We start from the raw sequence: 13247 nt of genomic DNA on the forward strand, positions 1-13247 counted from the left end.
GACAGCCGCTCGATTTCGCGGGCCGGCTCGTTCGAACTTCCGGAGGAGTCCCGTGCGTGTTCTGTTCACCACCTGGTCCTCGGGCGGGCACCTCGCCCCGATGGTGCCGCTCGCGCGGGCGTTCGTGGCGGCCGGACACCAGGTGCGGGTCGCGGTGCCGTCCGGCTGCGCCGCGGCCGTCGCCCACGCCGGTCTGATGTCCGTCCCGGTCGGCACCCTGCCCAAGGCGTCCGGGGCCGCCGCGGCGGCGCCCCGCCCCCGCGGACACTGGCCCGCCGACTGGCCGTCACGGCCCGAGGCGCTCGGCCCGGAGCAGCGTGGCATGCTCCGCGCGCTCGGCGACAAACAGGTCCGGATCGCCGAGGCGATGGCACAGGGCCTGGTGGCCTTCGCCCGCTGCTGGCAGCCCGGCCTGGTGGTGCACGACGCGAGCACCTACGCGGGGACGGTGGCCGCGGCCGCGCTGGGGGTGCCCGCGGTCGGCCAGATGTGGGGGAGCGCGGCCCTGCTCCGGCTCGACCGGCAGGATCTGCACGGCCCGCCGCTGCCCGGCTACGCCCGCCTGATGCGGCGTTACGGCGTGGAGCCGGCGCGGGAGCCCGACCTGTGGCTGGACCCCTGCCCGCCCAGCCTGGCGCTGCCCTCGGCGGTGCGGCGGATGGCGGTGCGCTTCATCCCGTACGAACACGCGGGCGCGCCCCAGCGGGGCGGGGCCGCCGCCGCGCCCCGGGTCTGTGCCGCCTGGGACGACGCCGACGGCCCGCCCGAGGCCGTGCGCGACGCCCTGCGGCAGGCGGGGGCGCGGCGCGCCCCCGGGCCGCCGCAGCGGCTGCCGGCGGGCTGCCGGGCCGTGCTCCACCAGGGCGGCGGCGCGGCCGTCGTGGCCGCCGCCGCGTCGGGGGTGCCGCAGCTGGTCGTCGCGCCGCGCCCCGAGCAGCAGCTCAACGGGGCGCGGCTGGCGCTGGTGGGCGCCGGGCTCCTGCTGCCTCCGGACGCGCCCGCCGTCCGCGTCTCCGCCGCGCTGTCGGGCTTGCTGGAGCAGCCCTCGTACGCCTCCGCCGCGCGCGAACTGCGCGCCGAGGTCAGGTCGATGCCGGGGCCGGAAGAGGCGGTGACCTGGCTGACAAGCCCGGCACAAGCGCCCCGTGCACCATAGGCAGTCGCGACCCGAGCCCGCATCGGCAACCCCTGTTCACGTCCCACACCTGACGCACCTCGAGGAGCCGCCCCGTGCCGACCACCAGCCTGCCGACCCGCCCCGTCCTGCGGCCCCGGGAGGACCCCGGGCTGTCCGCCCGGCTGGCCCGGTCGGCCGCCGCGGGCCAGGGGGTTCAGCTGCGTACCGAGGACTTCGCCGACTGGCTCGCCGCCCGCGGCCGGGCGCACGACTTCGGCGTGGACCGCATTCCGTTCGCCGAGCTGGACGGCTGGTCGTTCCACCCCGGGACCGGCGATCTGGTGCACCGCAGCGGGCGCTTCTTCACCGTGGAGGGGCTGTCCGCGGGCACCGACGAGGGCCCGTACCGCGACTGGCACCAGCCGATCATCGTCCAGCCCGAGGTGGGCATTCTGGGCATCCTGGCCAAGGAGTTCGACGGGGTCCTGCACTTCCTCATGCAGGCCAAGATGGAGCCGGGCAACCCCAATCTGCTCCAGCTGTCGCCCACCGTGCAGGCCACCCGCAGCAACTACACCAAGGTGCACAAGGGCCTGGACGTGAAGTATCTGGACTACTTCGTCCAGCCCGGGCGCGGCCGGGTCATCGCCGACGCCCTCCAGTCCGAGCACGGCTCGTGGTTCTACCGCAAGAGCAACCGCAACATGATCGTCGAGGCGCTGGACGACGTCCCGCCGGACGACGACTTCTGCTGGCTGACCCTGGGCCAGATCAACCAGCTGCTGCACCGGGACCTGGTCGTCAACATGGACGCGCGCACCGTGCTGTCCTGCATGCCGGAGTACGGGCGCGAGACCGGGACCGAGCACGGCCCGAGCGCCGGGGACCGGGCGCTGCACAGCGACGCCGAGCTTCGGTCCTGGTTCACCGGCGAGCGCTCCCGGCGCGAGCTGCGGGCCGAGCGGGTCCCGCTCGCGTCGGTGCCCGGCTGGGTGCGCGGGGAGATGTCCGTCGACCATGAAGAGGGCCGGTACTTCAAGGTCGTTGCGGTGTCGGTGCGGGCGGCCAGCCGCGAGGTGAGCAAGTGGACCCAGCCGCTGTTCGAGCCGGTGGGCGCCGGGGTCACGGCGTTCGTGGCGCGGCGGATCGGCGGCGTGCTGCACGTGCTCGCCCACGCGCGCGTCGAGGGCGGCTTCCTCGACACGGTCGAGCTCGGCCCCACCGTCCAGTGCACCCCGGGGAACTGGGACCATCTGCCCGCCGCGGACCGGCCGCCCTTCCTCGACCTGGTCCTCGACCCCCGCGGCGCCCGGGTGCGGTACGACGCGGTGCACTCGGAGGAGGGCGGGCGGTTCCTGAACGCGGAGAGCCACACCCTGGTCGTGGAGGCCGAGGACACCCCGCTGGACCCGCCCCCCGGATACCGCTGGGTCACCCCGGCCCAGCTGCGCGGCCTGGTCCGGCACGGCCACTACGTCAACGTCCAGGCGCGTACGCTGCTGGCCTGTCTGGGAGCGATGGGAGAGGGAGGCCGATGAGCGACGCCGTGCTGCGGGTGGGGGTGCTGGGCTGCGCCGGCATCGCCCGCCGCCGGATGCTGCCCGCCATGACGGCCGCGCCCGGCATCGAGGTCGTGGCGGTCGCCAGCCGGGACGCGGCCAAGGCCGCGGAGACGGCGCGGACATACGGCTGCCGCCCGGTGACCGGCTACGCGGAGCTGCTGGCGCTGGACGAGGTGGACGCGGTGTACGTACCGCTGCCCGCCGCCCTGCACGAGCGCTGGGTGGCGGCCGCGCTGCGCGCGGGCAAGCACGTGCTGGCGGAGAAGCCGCTCACCACCGACCGGGCCCGCACCGCCGAGCTGCTGACCCTGGCCGGCGGGCTCGGCCTGGTGCTGATGGAGAACGTCATGTTCGTCCACCACGGCCAGCACGAGGCCGTGCGCAAGGCGCTCGCCGAGGGCGCGATCGGCGAACTGCGCGCGATGCACGCCGCGTTCGCCATCCCCCGGCTCCAGGACGCCGACATCCGCTACGACGCCGACCTCGGCGGCGGCGCCCTGTGGGACGTCGGCGTGTATCCGGTGCGCGCGGCGCTGCACTTCCTGGGTCCCGAGCTGCGGGTCGCGGGCGCGGTGCTCACCGAGGGCGAGGGGCGGCGGGTCGACACCTCCGGGGCCGCCGTGCTGCACACCCCCGACGGCGTCACCGCCCAGCTGACCTTCGGCCTCGACCACCCCTATGTGGCCACCTACGAACTGTGGGGCACGGAGGGCCGGTTGACCGTGGAGCGCGCCTTCACCCCGCCCGCCGACTTCGAGCCCCAGGTCCGGCTGCGGCGCGCGGACGGCGAGAAGGAGCTGCCGCTGGCCTGCGACGACCAGGTGGCGAACACCGTCGCCGCCTTCGTACGGGCCGTCCGGGACGCCCAGGGCGGCGGGGAGGCGCCGGACGGGCGGGCCGCCGTGCTGCGCCAGGCGGAACTGCTCCACGAGATCCGGGAGGCGGCGAGGTTGGCGGCCTCAGACCTGGGCGTCCGCCGCGAGGACGGTGAACGCTGACCAGGCTTCGCGAGACACAACCAGCGAGCCTATGTGCGTGTCCTTGGAGTCGCGGACGTGCACCCTTTCAGGACGTACGGCGACCTCGACACAGTTGCCGCCTCCACCGCCGCTGTAGCTGCTCTTGAACCAGTCCAGTTCAGTGGTGCTCATAGCGCTCCTCGCATCTGCTCGATCAGGCTCGTGGTGGCCTGACGACCCAGAGCCTGTGAGCGCATCTTGCCATAGCGCTGAAGCATGGCACTGACGGATTTCGGGTCGGTGATCAGCATGCTGGCGTCATGTGCTTCTACGTAGCCGACCCAACGGTTGTCCGCGGTTTCGGCAAGGTACATCGGCCCCTCGAAACCGGAATGGTCCTCCTGCCGCAGAGGCATGACCTGGATCTCCACGTTGCGGTGACACCCCTGTTCCAGCAGGTGGTCGTACAGAGCCTTGGTGACGTCAAGGCCGCCGAACTGGCGCTCCAATAGGGCCTGTTCGATGATGAAGGAGAACGTTGTGTTCGGGCGCTCCGTAAGGAGTTGCTGCCTCGTCAGGCGAGCAGCCACCTGGTTCTCGAACTGCTCCTCTGTGAGTGGAGGAAGGCGGCGTTCGAAGATCTCTCGGATGTACGGCTCGGGCTGCAACAGTCCTGGTACGACGCTCGATTCGTACGCATACAGCGACACCGCCTCCTCCTCGATCCCCGCCCACTGCTGGAACCACGACGCCAGCCCCGCCTTGCGCGTCAGACTGCGGGCCGCAGCCCTCAGGACGCGGGCGGCCGTCGCGCCCAGCACCCCCTCCGACCGTTCGATGAGGTCCCTCGGAGGGAACCGCCTCCCCTGCTCGATCTTGGCGATGTAAGCCCCAGTAGCGGCTTCGAGGCTGCGGCCCTGGTCGTCGCAGAGCTGGCCGCCAACGCCGTGGTGCACGGCCTCGTCCCGGGGCGGGACTTCGCGCTGCTGCTCCGGTGCGACGACGAGACCGGCGTCGTGCAGATCGAGGTGTCGGACACGCACGACAGGCAGCCCGCGCGGCTCGTGCCCGAGCGGGACGACGAGCACGGCAGGGGCCTGCTCCTGGTCGATGCGTTCGCCGACCGCTGGGGTGTGCGGGATCGCCAAGGACCGGGGAAGACGGTGTGGGCCGAGGTAACCGCACCATGCCAGCGGGATGAGCCGACGACGCACGGCACCGGGGCGCTCGTGGAGCGATCAGGCTGAGCGAGGTTGCTCGCGCCGGGCTGACCTCGGTACGGCGACCAGCGATCTTCCCGGAACGTGTATCGCGGACGTATCGAATATCGCATACGCCACCGCAACAGTCTCCCGTCTTCAGTGGAGTCATGGACCACAGTGCGTCAACGGTCAGTTCGTCCATCGGAAAAGGACTGTGATCATGGACTCGGATTCCGTACGCGGTGTCAACCGGCGGCAGTTGCTCGGGTGGGGCGGGGTGGCGGCCGCCGGCGTGGTGGCAGGCGCGTCGCTGGTGGACGCCCAGCCCAGCCACGCCGACCAGGCCCCAACCGACCCGATCCCGCCGGACACCCGGCCTGGCGGAGCCTACGACCGGTATGTGGCGAAGTTGGCCGCCGAGGGCAAGTTCTCCGGCGTGGTGCTGTTGTCGCACCGGGGCCAGACGGTGCTGTCCCGCAGCTACGGCATGGCCGACAAGGAGAAGGGGATCGCCAACCACGAGGGCGTCGCGTTCAGCCTCAGTTCGGCGGGCAAGCCCTTCGGCGCGGTGGCCATTCTGCAGTTGGCGCAGCAGGGCAAGGTGAAGCTGTCGGACACGGTGGGCACCCACCTGAAGGGCTTCGCCAGGGAGGTCGCCGAGCAGGTGACCATCCACCACGTGTTGTCCGGCACCTCCGGGCTCGACGGCCCGGATGACGACGTGCAGCGTGTCTTTCAAAGCCGGGATGAGGTGCACGAGTACTACGAGCAGCGGGCCCGGCAGGCGAAACTGGTGGGCGCCCCGGGCGCTCCTGACACCGACCATGAGGAGGCGGAGGTCACCATTTCCGCGCTGATCGTGGAGGCCGTGACCGGCAAGACGTACTGGGACTACGTGCAGGAGAACATCTTCGAGCGCTGCAACATGACCGGCTCGGCGTTCTGCACCAGGCCGCAGTGGCTCACCGACGAGCACATCGCGCACCCGTACATGAAACTGGCCGACGGCAGCGTGGTGGACGCCGTCCGCAACCTGGACAAGAGCAGTCCGGACCCGAACGTACTCGGCAAAAATCCGGGCCGCGCTTTCATCGATGCCCCCGGGGACGGTGGCTTCGCCACCGCGCCGGATCTGGTCCGGTTCGCGCGCGCGTTGGGCGACGGAACGGTGCTGGACCGGCCCTGGGCCGACGTGCTCACTGCCGCCAAGGTCCCCCATGGACCGGCGTCGTTCGGGGCGTACGGGATTCCGGTCTCCATCGTCAACGGCCAGTGGAACTACCAGCGCGCCGGTGGCAACCCCGGTGTCGGCGCCAACTGGGACATCTACCCGTACACCGGCTGGGTCGGTGTCATCCTCAGCAACCGCGACGGTGTGCCGTTGCAGGAGATGATCGGGCAGGAGATGCAGGCCATCACCGGGGCCCCGGTCGGCGGGGGATCAGGTGGCTGAGCTACCGGGGGATTCCGCGGCCGCAGGCACGGAATCCGAACCCTGAGTTTGCGGTGAGTATTGGACAGCGACACGCCGACACCATGGTGTGTCGCTGTCCGATACTCACCGCAAACTCACTGGCACGGCCCCCGAAAACGCGACTGGGGTTTCTCGGAGAACCGAGAAACCCCAGGTCAGTGGCTCTAAGAGCCAAGGTGCGCCGCCAGGGACTCGAACCCCGGACCCGCTGATTAAGAGTCAGCTGCTCTAACCAACTGAGCTAGCGGCGCCTGCTGACGTAGGAGACCTTAGCACCCGGATCCGGCGGAGAGAAAATCGATATCCCTCACCCCGGAAAAACGGCGGGTGTGCTGGTCACAGTGGTGCGGCCGAGTAGCTGGGAGGCCGCGCGGGCCGCCCGTACGCACGCCCACAGCAGCGCCTCGGGGCCGGGCAGCCAGGGCCGCCGGACGTCGGGGGCGACCAGCCACCGGCCGGTGGCGGCGGCGGGCGTCTCCTCGGGGTAGGGCGGCGGGACGGTCACCGCGTCACCCCAGCCGTAGCAGAGCAGCGGCGGGGCGGTCGCCGCCCACTCCTCCCAGCCGAGCAGCGCGGAGAGGCGCCGGGCGGCGCCCGGGGCGGCGAACAGCATGACGCGGCCGCGCCCGGTCGCGACCGGGCCGGTGCCCGGCCCGTCGGTCCATAACCGGCTCACCACCCGGCGGCCGAAGAGGGCGTCCATGCTGACGACGTCGAAGACGGTGCCGCACGGCAGCGTGACGGGCATGGTGGGGCGCTGTGCCCACAGCGCGTGCACGCTGCGGGGGCAGGCGCTGGCGGAGGCGAGCCAGTCCGCTCCGGCGGGGGTGACATAGGCGGCGGCGTGATGTGAGTCCCGAGGCCATGTGGTCATGTTTCTACACTTACCGGTGGAGGTGATTACTTAGGGGAATGAGGTAAAACCGGTACGTGACGATGAGGGGTGCGGTATCTTCCGCCCGCATATGCCAGCGGCCCTGTTACGGCCCCTTGGCGGCCACGCGATGGCGGCCCTGCGTACGGCGAAGGATCGTCGCGGTCGGTCCGTCGCGAACACCGTCGCGATCAGTCCGTCGCGTCGCCGCCCCGCATCAGCTCGCGGCCGAATTCGACCATCTTCTTGGCGTAGTCCTCGGTCCACTCCGCGCGCTCGGCGATCACGGCCGGGGTGAGCCGGTCGAACCGCCGGGGATCGGCGAGCTGGGCCGCCGCCATCGCCTGGAACTCCATCGCGCGGTCGGCCGCCGCGCGGAAGGCGAGCACCAGCTCAGTGGAGCGGGACAGCAGCTCGCGCGGGTCCTCTATCGACTCCAGATCGAAGAAGTGCGCCTCGTCCGCGGCGGCCGCGATCGGTTCGAACAGCAGGGGTGCGGGTTTCAGCCGCCGGGGCGCGGTGCCGTGCGGGCCTTGAGCCGGGTGCGGCTCGGGCATGTGATCTCTCCTCGTGAGTCCTCGGACCCGTAGGGGCCTTATCGGCCGTGCTGTCTCGTTCTCTCCCCCCATTGTCTCGCGTTGGGCAAGAGCGCCTCAGGACATACCCGATGGCCGCCAGCTCACACGGTGTTCCGCCAGATGCGCCAGGACCGCGTGGTTGGCCTCCCATCCATCCGGAAACTTCACCGTCACCCCCAGCTGCACCGGCTCCGTCGACGGGTGCTCGTCCAGCAACTCGGCCACGCCCGCCCGGCACACCACGACGCACGCGTGCCGGTGGCGCGAGGCCAGCACGCACAGCCGGCCGGTCTCCAGATGGAACTCCGTGGCATCCGGCCGCCCCGACAGCGGGTGCAACACCACGGTCACATCGAACTCACGCCCCTGGAGGCGGTTGGCCGTGTCGACGGTGACCCCGGTCACCCCCAGGTCCGCCAGCGCCGCCCGGACCGCCGCCGCCTGGTCCCGGTGCGCGGTGCCCACCGCGATCCGGTCCGCCGTCAGCGGCACCGGGTCCGGTGAGCGCTCGCTGACCGCGGCCCCGCCCCGGTCCAGCAGCCGCCGCACCACCAGGGCCACGGCGCCCACCGCCTCCGGGTCGGTGCGCGGCGTCCGCCGGGCGGGCAGCTCCAGCAGCCCCCACCCCGACTCGGCGGCCTCGTCCAGCACCCGGTCCGGGCCCGAGCCGTCGGAGGGGACGCCGAAGCTCAGCCGCCGGTCGCCGTGGTCGGTGCCGCTGCGGAAGGGCGTGTACGGGTAGAAGGCGTCCGAGACCAGCGGCGCGGCGGAGGCGGGCAGCCGCCAGGAGACCGGCAGCCGGTGCTGCGGCAGGTGGGGGTTGTGTGCGAGCAGCGTGGTCACCGCGCTTGCCGACGGGTCGTACGACAGGCCCGCCCACTGCTCCGCGCCCACCACGCTGAACGGGTCCAGCTGCCCGGGGTCGCCCACGAACAGCGCCCGCTCGAAGAGGCCCGCGACGGCCAGCAGCGCGTCCGACCGCATCTGGTAGGCCTCGTCGACGATCGCGTGCCGCCAGGGCTCCACGTTCTTGACGTGCGCCCACTTCGCGGCCGTGGAGACCACGATGTCGAGCCCGGCGAGGTCCGCGACCTTGGCCGACATACGGACGGCCGGGTGCCCGTCGAGCACCGGGTCGTACGGGTGCGGCTCGCTGCTGTGCAGCCGCCCCACGGGCAGCTCCGGGTCCTCCCGGGCCAGCCGGTCCACCAGGTCGTCCACCTGGGCGTTGGTCTGCGCGACCACCATCAGCGGCCGCCCGGCCGCCGCGAGTTCGCGGGCCGCGCGCACCACCAGCGTCGACTTGCCCGCGCCGGGCGGGGAGTCCACGACCACGCCCCGGTGCGGGCCGTGCAGCGTGTCGCGCAGGATCGCGTCCGTCGCGCGGGCGGCGGCCGCCCCCGGGTCGAAGGCCGGGGCGGCGCCCCCCGCGGCCGGGTTCGGGGCGGTCACAGGAAGTCCTCCTCGGACACCGGGTCGGGGGCCTGCGCGGCGGCCGCGTCGGGCGGGCCGCCGTGGGTCCAGGGCGTGGCCTCCGGATCGGGCAGCTCCGGGCCGCCGCGCGGCGCGTGCTCGAACAGGGTCCAGCACACCAGGTCGCCCGGCTCCGGCACCGACCCGGGCTCGGGGGTCTTGCCCCGCCCCATGCCGCCGGTCAGCCGCACCACCAGCCCGCCTCCGGCGCCCTCATCAGGGGCATCAGGGTCGTCGGGCTCCGCGTGGCCCGCGAACTCCCCGGTCTGCGTTCTGCCGTCGGCCGTCGCCCGGTACAGCTTCACGCCCACGCCCAGGTAGGGCCGGTCCCCGGTGCGGACCGTGACCAGCGGGCGCGGGCGCGGGACCCTCGCCTCCGACCAGGCCATGACCACCTCGGTGACCTCCCCGGCGAACGCCTCCCCGGCCAGCCGCCGCCCCGCCATCACCAGCGGGTCGTCCAGCGCCTCCTGCGCGTCCAGCTGCGCCTGCGCGGTCTCGCGGGCGGCCAGCTTCTGCGCGGCGGTCACCGCGTCGTCCCGCTTGGGCTGCGGCGGCTCCCCGGCGCGCACCCGGTCCCGGTGGCCGGTGTACGACCAGCGGTCCCGCTTCCAGCGCTCGGCCACCCGCGCCCCCTCCGGGAGGTCGCGCAGCAGGTCGAGGCCGTGCCACACCGCGTCCCAGGTGGGCCGCAGCTGCGCGGCGATCAGCTCCCGGATCTCGGCCTCGGCGCGGTGCAGCTCGGCTTGGTGCCGCTCCGCGCGGGCGCCGTCCACGGCGCCGGCGGCCGCCATGCGCGCCGCGTCGTAGCGGGCCATCGCGGGGGCCAGCAGCTTGTTGTCGAAGGCCGGGTCGGTGGCGGGGCCCGCGGGCGGGCACAGCAGCTGTCCGGCCGCGTCCCGCTCCGACTCGGCGCGCAGCGCCGCCGCGTCCCCCCGCGCTCCGTCCGGCGGGTCGATCCAGGCGAGCAGCGCGCCCAGGTGCTGGTCCTCCAGATTGGACTGCCCGGTCGCCCAGTGGCGGGTCAGCAGGTCCGTCATCGACTGGAGCAGCGACGAGCCGGGCACCCGGGACCGCTCCCCGTAGTGCGTCAGCCACCGCCCGAGCAGCGGCACCCGCGCGGGCGCAGGGAAGGGCGTCTCCGGGTCCTGCTCGGCCGTCCGCCGGAACCGCATCGACCGGCCGAGCAGCCGTACGAACTCGCGCGCCGGGCCGCTGGGCACCAGCAGCTGCGGGGCGTCCGCGCACAGCTCGACCTGGACCGGCACCTTCTGCCCGGTCTCCGGGTCGGTCTCCTTGCGCTCCTCCAGATCGACGTCGTCCGCGTACGAGTCCAGATGCGGCAGCACCACCTCCGCCAGCTCGGCGAGGAACGCGAACCGCAGGTCGCGGTCGCGCGGCTGCGCCACGGCCAGCAGCCGCGGGGCGTCCCGCTCGGTCCCCACCAGCGCGCCCAGCGGGGCACCGGCCTCGCCCGCGGTGGTCAGCGGCACGAAGACCAGCGGCCGGTCGGACAGATGGCGGTGGCGGACCGTCGCGACGGGCCGCGCCCGCCCGTCCCGGACGGCCTCCATCCGGGCCAGGGTCGTGATCAGCGACACGCCGCCTCCCGGGCGGGCGGCGGCACGGCGCCCAGCGCCTCGGCGCGCAGGGCGGCCGCGCGGCGCAGCGCGTCGACCGCGGGGTCGCCGGTGGACGCGGCGGGGCGGTCGGTGCTGTCGGCGCCGGCGGCCTCGCCGAGGGCGGCCGCGAGCACTGCCTCGATGGTCGCCAGCCCGCCCAGCTCGCCCCGGACGCCCCGGCCCAGCGACTCCACGCCGCCCGCGGCCCGGCACCGCGCCCGGCAGTGGACGGCCAGCTCGCACGCGGACAGGCACTCCGGGGCGTAGGCCGCGTCCACCGCGTCCACGGCGGCGGCCAGCTCCTCGGCCGGCCGGGTCACGGTGCGGCCGTCGTCCGCGAGCCGCAGATCGAAGGTGAGGCCCTCGGGGAGCGCGGCGGCGATCTCGTCGATCCGGGTGAGCCGGGTCAGCTGCCGCCGGGTGACGGCCAGCTGCTTGCGCACGTCCACCAGCTCCGCGGTGGGGAGGTTGGAGAAGTCCTTGGGGCACACCAGCAGCACCTCGTGCCGCACCCGTGCGCGCGCCGGGCCCGGTGCCGGGGCCTGCGGGGACTCCGCGGCCTCGGGGGAGACGTCGGTGATCCGGGCGGCCACGCGCTCCAGAGCCAGCGCGTACACCGCGGCCTGCCGCGCCGCCGCGCCCACCTTGGCCGGGTCCGCCGAGCCGTCCACCATGGGGAAGGACTTGATCTCGACGACGGTCCAGGAGCCGTCGGGGTGCACCACGACCGCGTCCGGCTCCAGGAAGGCGGGGGAGCCGGCGATGTCCAGGCTCACCATCGGGTGGTCGAGCAGCGCCCAGCGCCCCGCGGCCGTGGCCTCCCGCAGGGCCAGCGCGGTGCGCGCGGTGCGCCCCTGCGGGCCGACCGCGGCCAGGTCGGGGACGTCGGTGGTGCCCGGCTCGGGCTCGGGCGAGCCGTCGCGCAGCCGCTCGTGGAGGAGGCGCAGCAGCGCCTCGCCGCCGTCCGTCTTGGCCCGGGCCTCGAAGGTGTTGCCCCGCTGGTGCGCGAACTGGGACTGCCCGAAGGAGCCGGGAGACCCCAGCGCCTGGGCGAGCGCGAGCTTGTCCACCCCCGCGCCGTCCAGCAGCGCGCGGCGGCGGCAGCCGGGGTTGGCGGCCAGCGCGGCCAGCGCGCGGGCGTCCAGGGGGTGCGGGGAGGCGGCCGGGCCGCGCAGCTCAGCGAGCCGCTGCCGCAGCGCTGTCCCCGGCAGTGGCGGTCTTGCCGCCGGTGCCGCTGCGGACGCCCGCCCCGGCCCCTCTGCCGCCGCCGTCGCCGCTCGCGCTTCCGTCCGCGTCCCTGCCCTGCTGTCGAGGGATCCGTTCCCGTTCACGCGCCGAAGTCTCGCACTTGTCACTGACATTCGAGGCGACATTGAGGTTTGAGGCGCCATTCGCGGCGGTAGCGACGCCGGTTGTTCCGGTGGCCGCGGCGGGGTTGCCTGCCTGGTCTGGCCGTTGGTTCGCGCCGAGACGGGCCCGGATCAGGCCCGCGAGGCGCAGTCCGGGCTTGGCCAGCAGCAGCCCGACGCCCATGACGGCCGCCCCGGCGACCGCGTCGAGGAAGTAGTGGTTCGCGGTGCCCATCACCACGATGGCGATGGTCAGCGGATAGCCGATGGCCACGGCCTTGGCCCACACCGAACGCCCGTGCCGCCACAGCACCACCCCGCACCACAGCGCCCACCCCACATGGAGGCTGGGCATGGCCGCGTACTGGTTGGTGAGCCCGCCGAGCCCGCGCGGCGCGCTCGCCTCGCCGCCCCACCAGCCGTAGGAGCTGTACTGCGCCATGGTGTCGACGAAGCCGTGGCCCGCCTCCAGCAGCCGGGGCGGACAGGTCGGCATCAGCGTGAAGCCGACCAGCCCGATGAGCGTGGAGACCAGCAGCCAGGTGCGCATCAGCCGGTAGTCGGCGGCGCGGTGGCGCTTCCACAGCCAGATCAGGATCGCGGGGGTGACCACGTAGTGCAGCGAGGCGTACGCGAAGTCGGCGGGTATGCCTATCAGCTTGTGGGCGGTGAATATGTCGTTGAGCGGCGTCTCGAAGTCGATGTTCAACCGCTGCTCGAGGTGGAGTATCCCCAGGCCGTGGTCGACGGCGGTGGTCACGTCGCCCCGGGCCAGCAGCCGGCCGGCCGAGTACGCCGCGTACACCACGGCTATCAGGGGCAGTTCGGTCCACCAACGTGGCCGACTGCCCTGCCATGTTCCGGCACGGGGCGCGGTCTGGGGCATCCGGACGCTCTCCAAAAAATCAGGCGGCCACGAAATGGCGCGCGGTCAACCGTACGGTGTAGGCAAGGCGGCTTGCGCACCGCCCCCGGGATGCGTCCGGAAAGCGTGGGTCGCCGCAGATGGAATCCCCCCCACCGTCAGGTGCGCGATC

General features: G+C 73.4%; 13 protein-coding genes and 1 tRNA gene. 5 read left to right on the forward strand and 9 right to left on the reverse strand.

What is annotated here, in order from left to right; genetic code table 11:
- Positions 1-52 precede the first annotated feature (52 nt).
- The 3 genes from ACH4S9_RS01630 to ACH4S9_RS01640 all read left to right on the forward strand — a co-directional run bounded on the left by ACH4S9_RS01630 (position 53) and on the right by ACH4S9_RS01640 (position 3677).
- A complete protein-coding gene (locus tag ACH4S9_RS01630) occupies positions 53-1156 on the forward strand; it encodes a nucleotide disphospho-sugar-binding domain-containing protein (RefSeq protein ID WP_398369134.1) in 1104 nt (367 codons plus the stop codon).
- Positions 1157-1230: 74 nt separating this feature from the next.
- Positions 1231-2655 carry an NDP-hexose 2,3-dehydratase family protein gene (locus tag ACH4S9_RS01635; RefSeq protein WP_361189353.1) on the forward strand — a complete coding sequence of 475 codons (1425 nt, stop codon included), beginning with the start codon at positions 1231-1233 and terminating at the stop codon, positions 2653-2655.
- Positions 2652-3677, forward strand: coding sequence for a Gfo/Idh/MocA family protein (locus tag ACH4S9_RS01640; protein WP_398369137.1), 1026 nt, complete (start codon positions 2652-2654; stop codon positions 3675-3677). The genes ACH4S9_RS01635 and ACH4S9_RS01640 overlap by 4 nt, the downstream gene beginning before the upstream one ends.
- Here ACH4S9_RS01640 and ACH4S9_RS01645 read toward each other — a convergent pair.
- Positions 3639-3830, reverse strand: coding sequence for a DUF397 domain-containing protein (locus ACH4S9_RS01645; protein ID WP_398369139.1), 192 nt, complete (start codon positions 3828-3830; stop codon positions 3639-3641). The two genes, ACH4S9_RS01640 and ACH4S9_RS01645, sit on opposite strands and share 39 nt — an antisense overlap.
- Positions 3827-4594: a DUF5753 domain-containing protein gene (locus tag ACH4S9_RS01650; RefSeq protein WP_385351884.1), complete on the reverse strand. Its 768-nt coding sequence runs from the start codon at positions 4592-4594 to the stop codon at positions 3827-3829. Before ACH4S9_RS01650 ends, ACH4S9_RS01645 begins: the two co-directional genes overlap by 4 nt.
- Between ACH4S9_RS01650 and ACH4S9_RS01655 the strand changes: the two genes are divergently transcribed.
- Positions 4589-4885, forward strand: coding sequence for an ATP-binding protein (locus ACH4S9_RS01655; RefSeq protein WP_398369141.1), 297 nt, complete (start codon positions 4589-4591; stop codon positions 4883-4885). The two genes, ACH4S9_RS01650 and ACH4S9_RS01655, sit on opposite strands and share 6 nt — an antisense overlap.
- Before the next feature lie 175 nt (positions 4886-5060).
- Positions 5061-6293 carry a serine hydrolase domain-containing protein gene (locus tag ACH4S9_RS01660; RefSeq protein WP_385351878.1) on the forward strand — a complete coding sequence of 411 codons (1233 nt, stop codon included), beginning with the start codon at positions 5061-5063 and terminating at the stop codon, positions 6291-6293.
- A gap of 198 nt (positions 6294-6491) precedes the next feature.
- On the opposite strand, the gene ACH4S9_RS01665 is transcribed toward ACH4S9_RS01660, so the two are convergent.
- The 7 genes from ACH4S9_RS01665 to ACH4S9_RS01695 all read right to left on the reverse strand — a co-directional run bounded on the left by ACH4S9_RS01665 (position 6492) and on the right by ACH4S9_RS01695 (position 13096).
- A tRNA-Lys gene (locus ACH4S9_RS01665) sits at positions 6492-6565 on the reverse strand.
- Between the two features lie 56 nt (positions 6566-6621).
- Positions 6622-7188: a bifunctional DNA primase/polymerase gene (locus ACH4S9_RS01670; RefSeq protein WP_311730415.1), complete on the reverse strand. Its 567-nt coding sequence runs from the start codon at positions 7186-7188 to the stop codon at positions 6622-6624.
- 191 nt (positions 7189-7379) lie between these two features.
- Entirely contained in the window at positions 7380-7745 is a 366-nt protein-coding gene (locus ACH4S9_RS01675; RefSeq protein WP_361193788.1) for a hypothetical protein, read from the reverse strand.
- Positions 7746-7841: 96 nt separating this feature from the next.
- Positions 7842-9218, reverse strand: a complete 1377-nt coding sequence (locus ACH4S9_RS01680) for an AAA domain-containing protein (RefSeq protein ID WP_361193791.1) — start codon at positions 9216-9218, stop codon at positions 7842-7844.
- A complete protein-coding gene (locus ACH4S9_RS01685; protein WP_398369145.1) occupies positions 9215-10840 on the reverse strand; it encodes a hypothetical protein in 1626 nt (541 codons plus the stop codon). The genes ACH4S9_RS01680 and ACH4S9_RS01685 overlap by 4 nt, the downstream gene beginning before the upstream one ends.
- Positions 10831-12057 carry a hypothetical protein gene (locus tag ACH4S9_RS01690; protein ID WP_398370481.1) on the reverse strand — a complete coding sequence of 409 codons (1227 nt, stop codon included), beginning with the start codon at positions 12055-12057 and terminating at the stop codon, positions 10831-10833. Before ACH4S9_RS01690 ends, ACH4S9_RS01685 begins: the two co-directional genes overlap by 10 nt.
- Complete coding sequence (locus ACH4S9_RS01695) at positions 12038-13096, reverse strand: phosphatase PAP2 family protein (RefSeq protein WP_311730410.1); 1059 nt, start codon at positions 13094-13096, stop codon at positions 12038-12040. Before ACH4S9_RS01695 ends, ACH4S9_RS01690 begins: the two co-directional genes overlap by 20 nt.
- Positions 13097-13247 lie beyond the last annotated feature (151 nt).

The organism is Streptomyces sp. NPDC021225 (assembly GCF_044332865.1).
Classification (GTDB): Bacteria; Actinomycetota; Actinomycetes; order Streptomycetales; family Streptomycetaceae; genus Streptomyces.

What these genes read in the sequence shown, in the direction of transcription:
- ACH4S9_RS01670 (WP_311730415.1), bottom strand. Translation starts at nt 7,188, where the DNA reads ATGACCACATGGCCTCGGGACTCACATCACGCCGCCGCCTATGTCACC.
- ACH4S9_RS01695 (WP_311730410.1), bottom strand. Translation starts at nt 13,096, where the DNA reads ATGCCCCAGACCGCGCCCCGTGCCGGAACATGGCAGGGCAGTCGGCCA.
- ACH4S9_RS01675 (WP_361193788.1), bottom strand. Translation starts at nt 7,745, where the DNA reads ATGCCCGAGCCGCACCCGGCTCAAGGCCCGCACGGCACCGCGCCCCGG.
- ACH4S9_RS01660 (WP_385351878.1), top strand. Translation starts at nt 5,061, where the DNA reads ATGGACTCGGATTCCGTACGCGGTGTCAACCGGCGGCAGTTGCTCGGG.
- ACH4S9_RS01640 (WP_398369137.1), top strand. Translation starts at nt 2,652, where the DNA reads ATGAGCGACGCCGTGCTGCGGGTGGGGGTGCTGGGCTGCGCCGGCATC.
- ACH4S9_RS01645 (WP_398369139.1), bottom strand. Translation starts at nt 3,830, where the DNA reads ATGAGCACCACTGAACTGGACTGGTTCAAGAGCAGCTACAGCGGCGGT.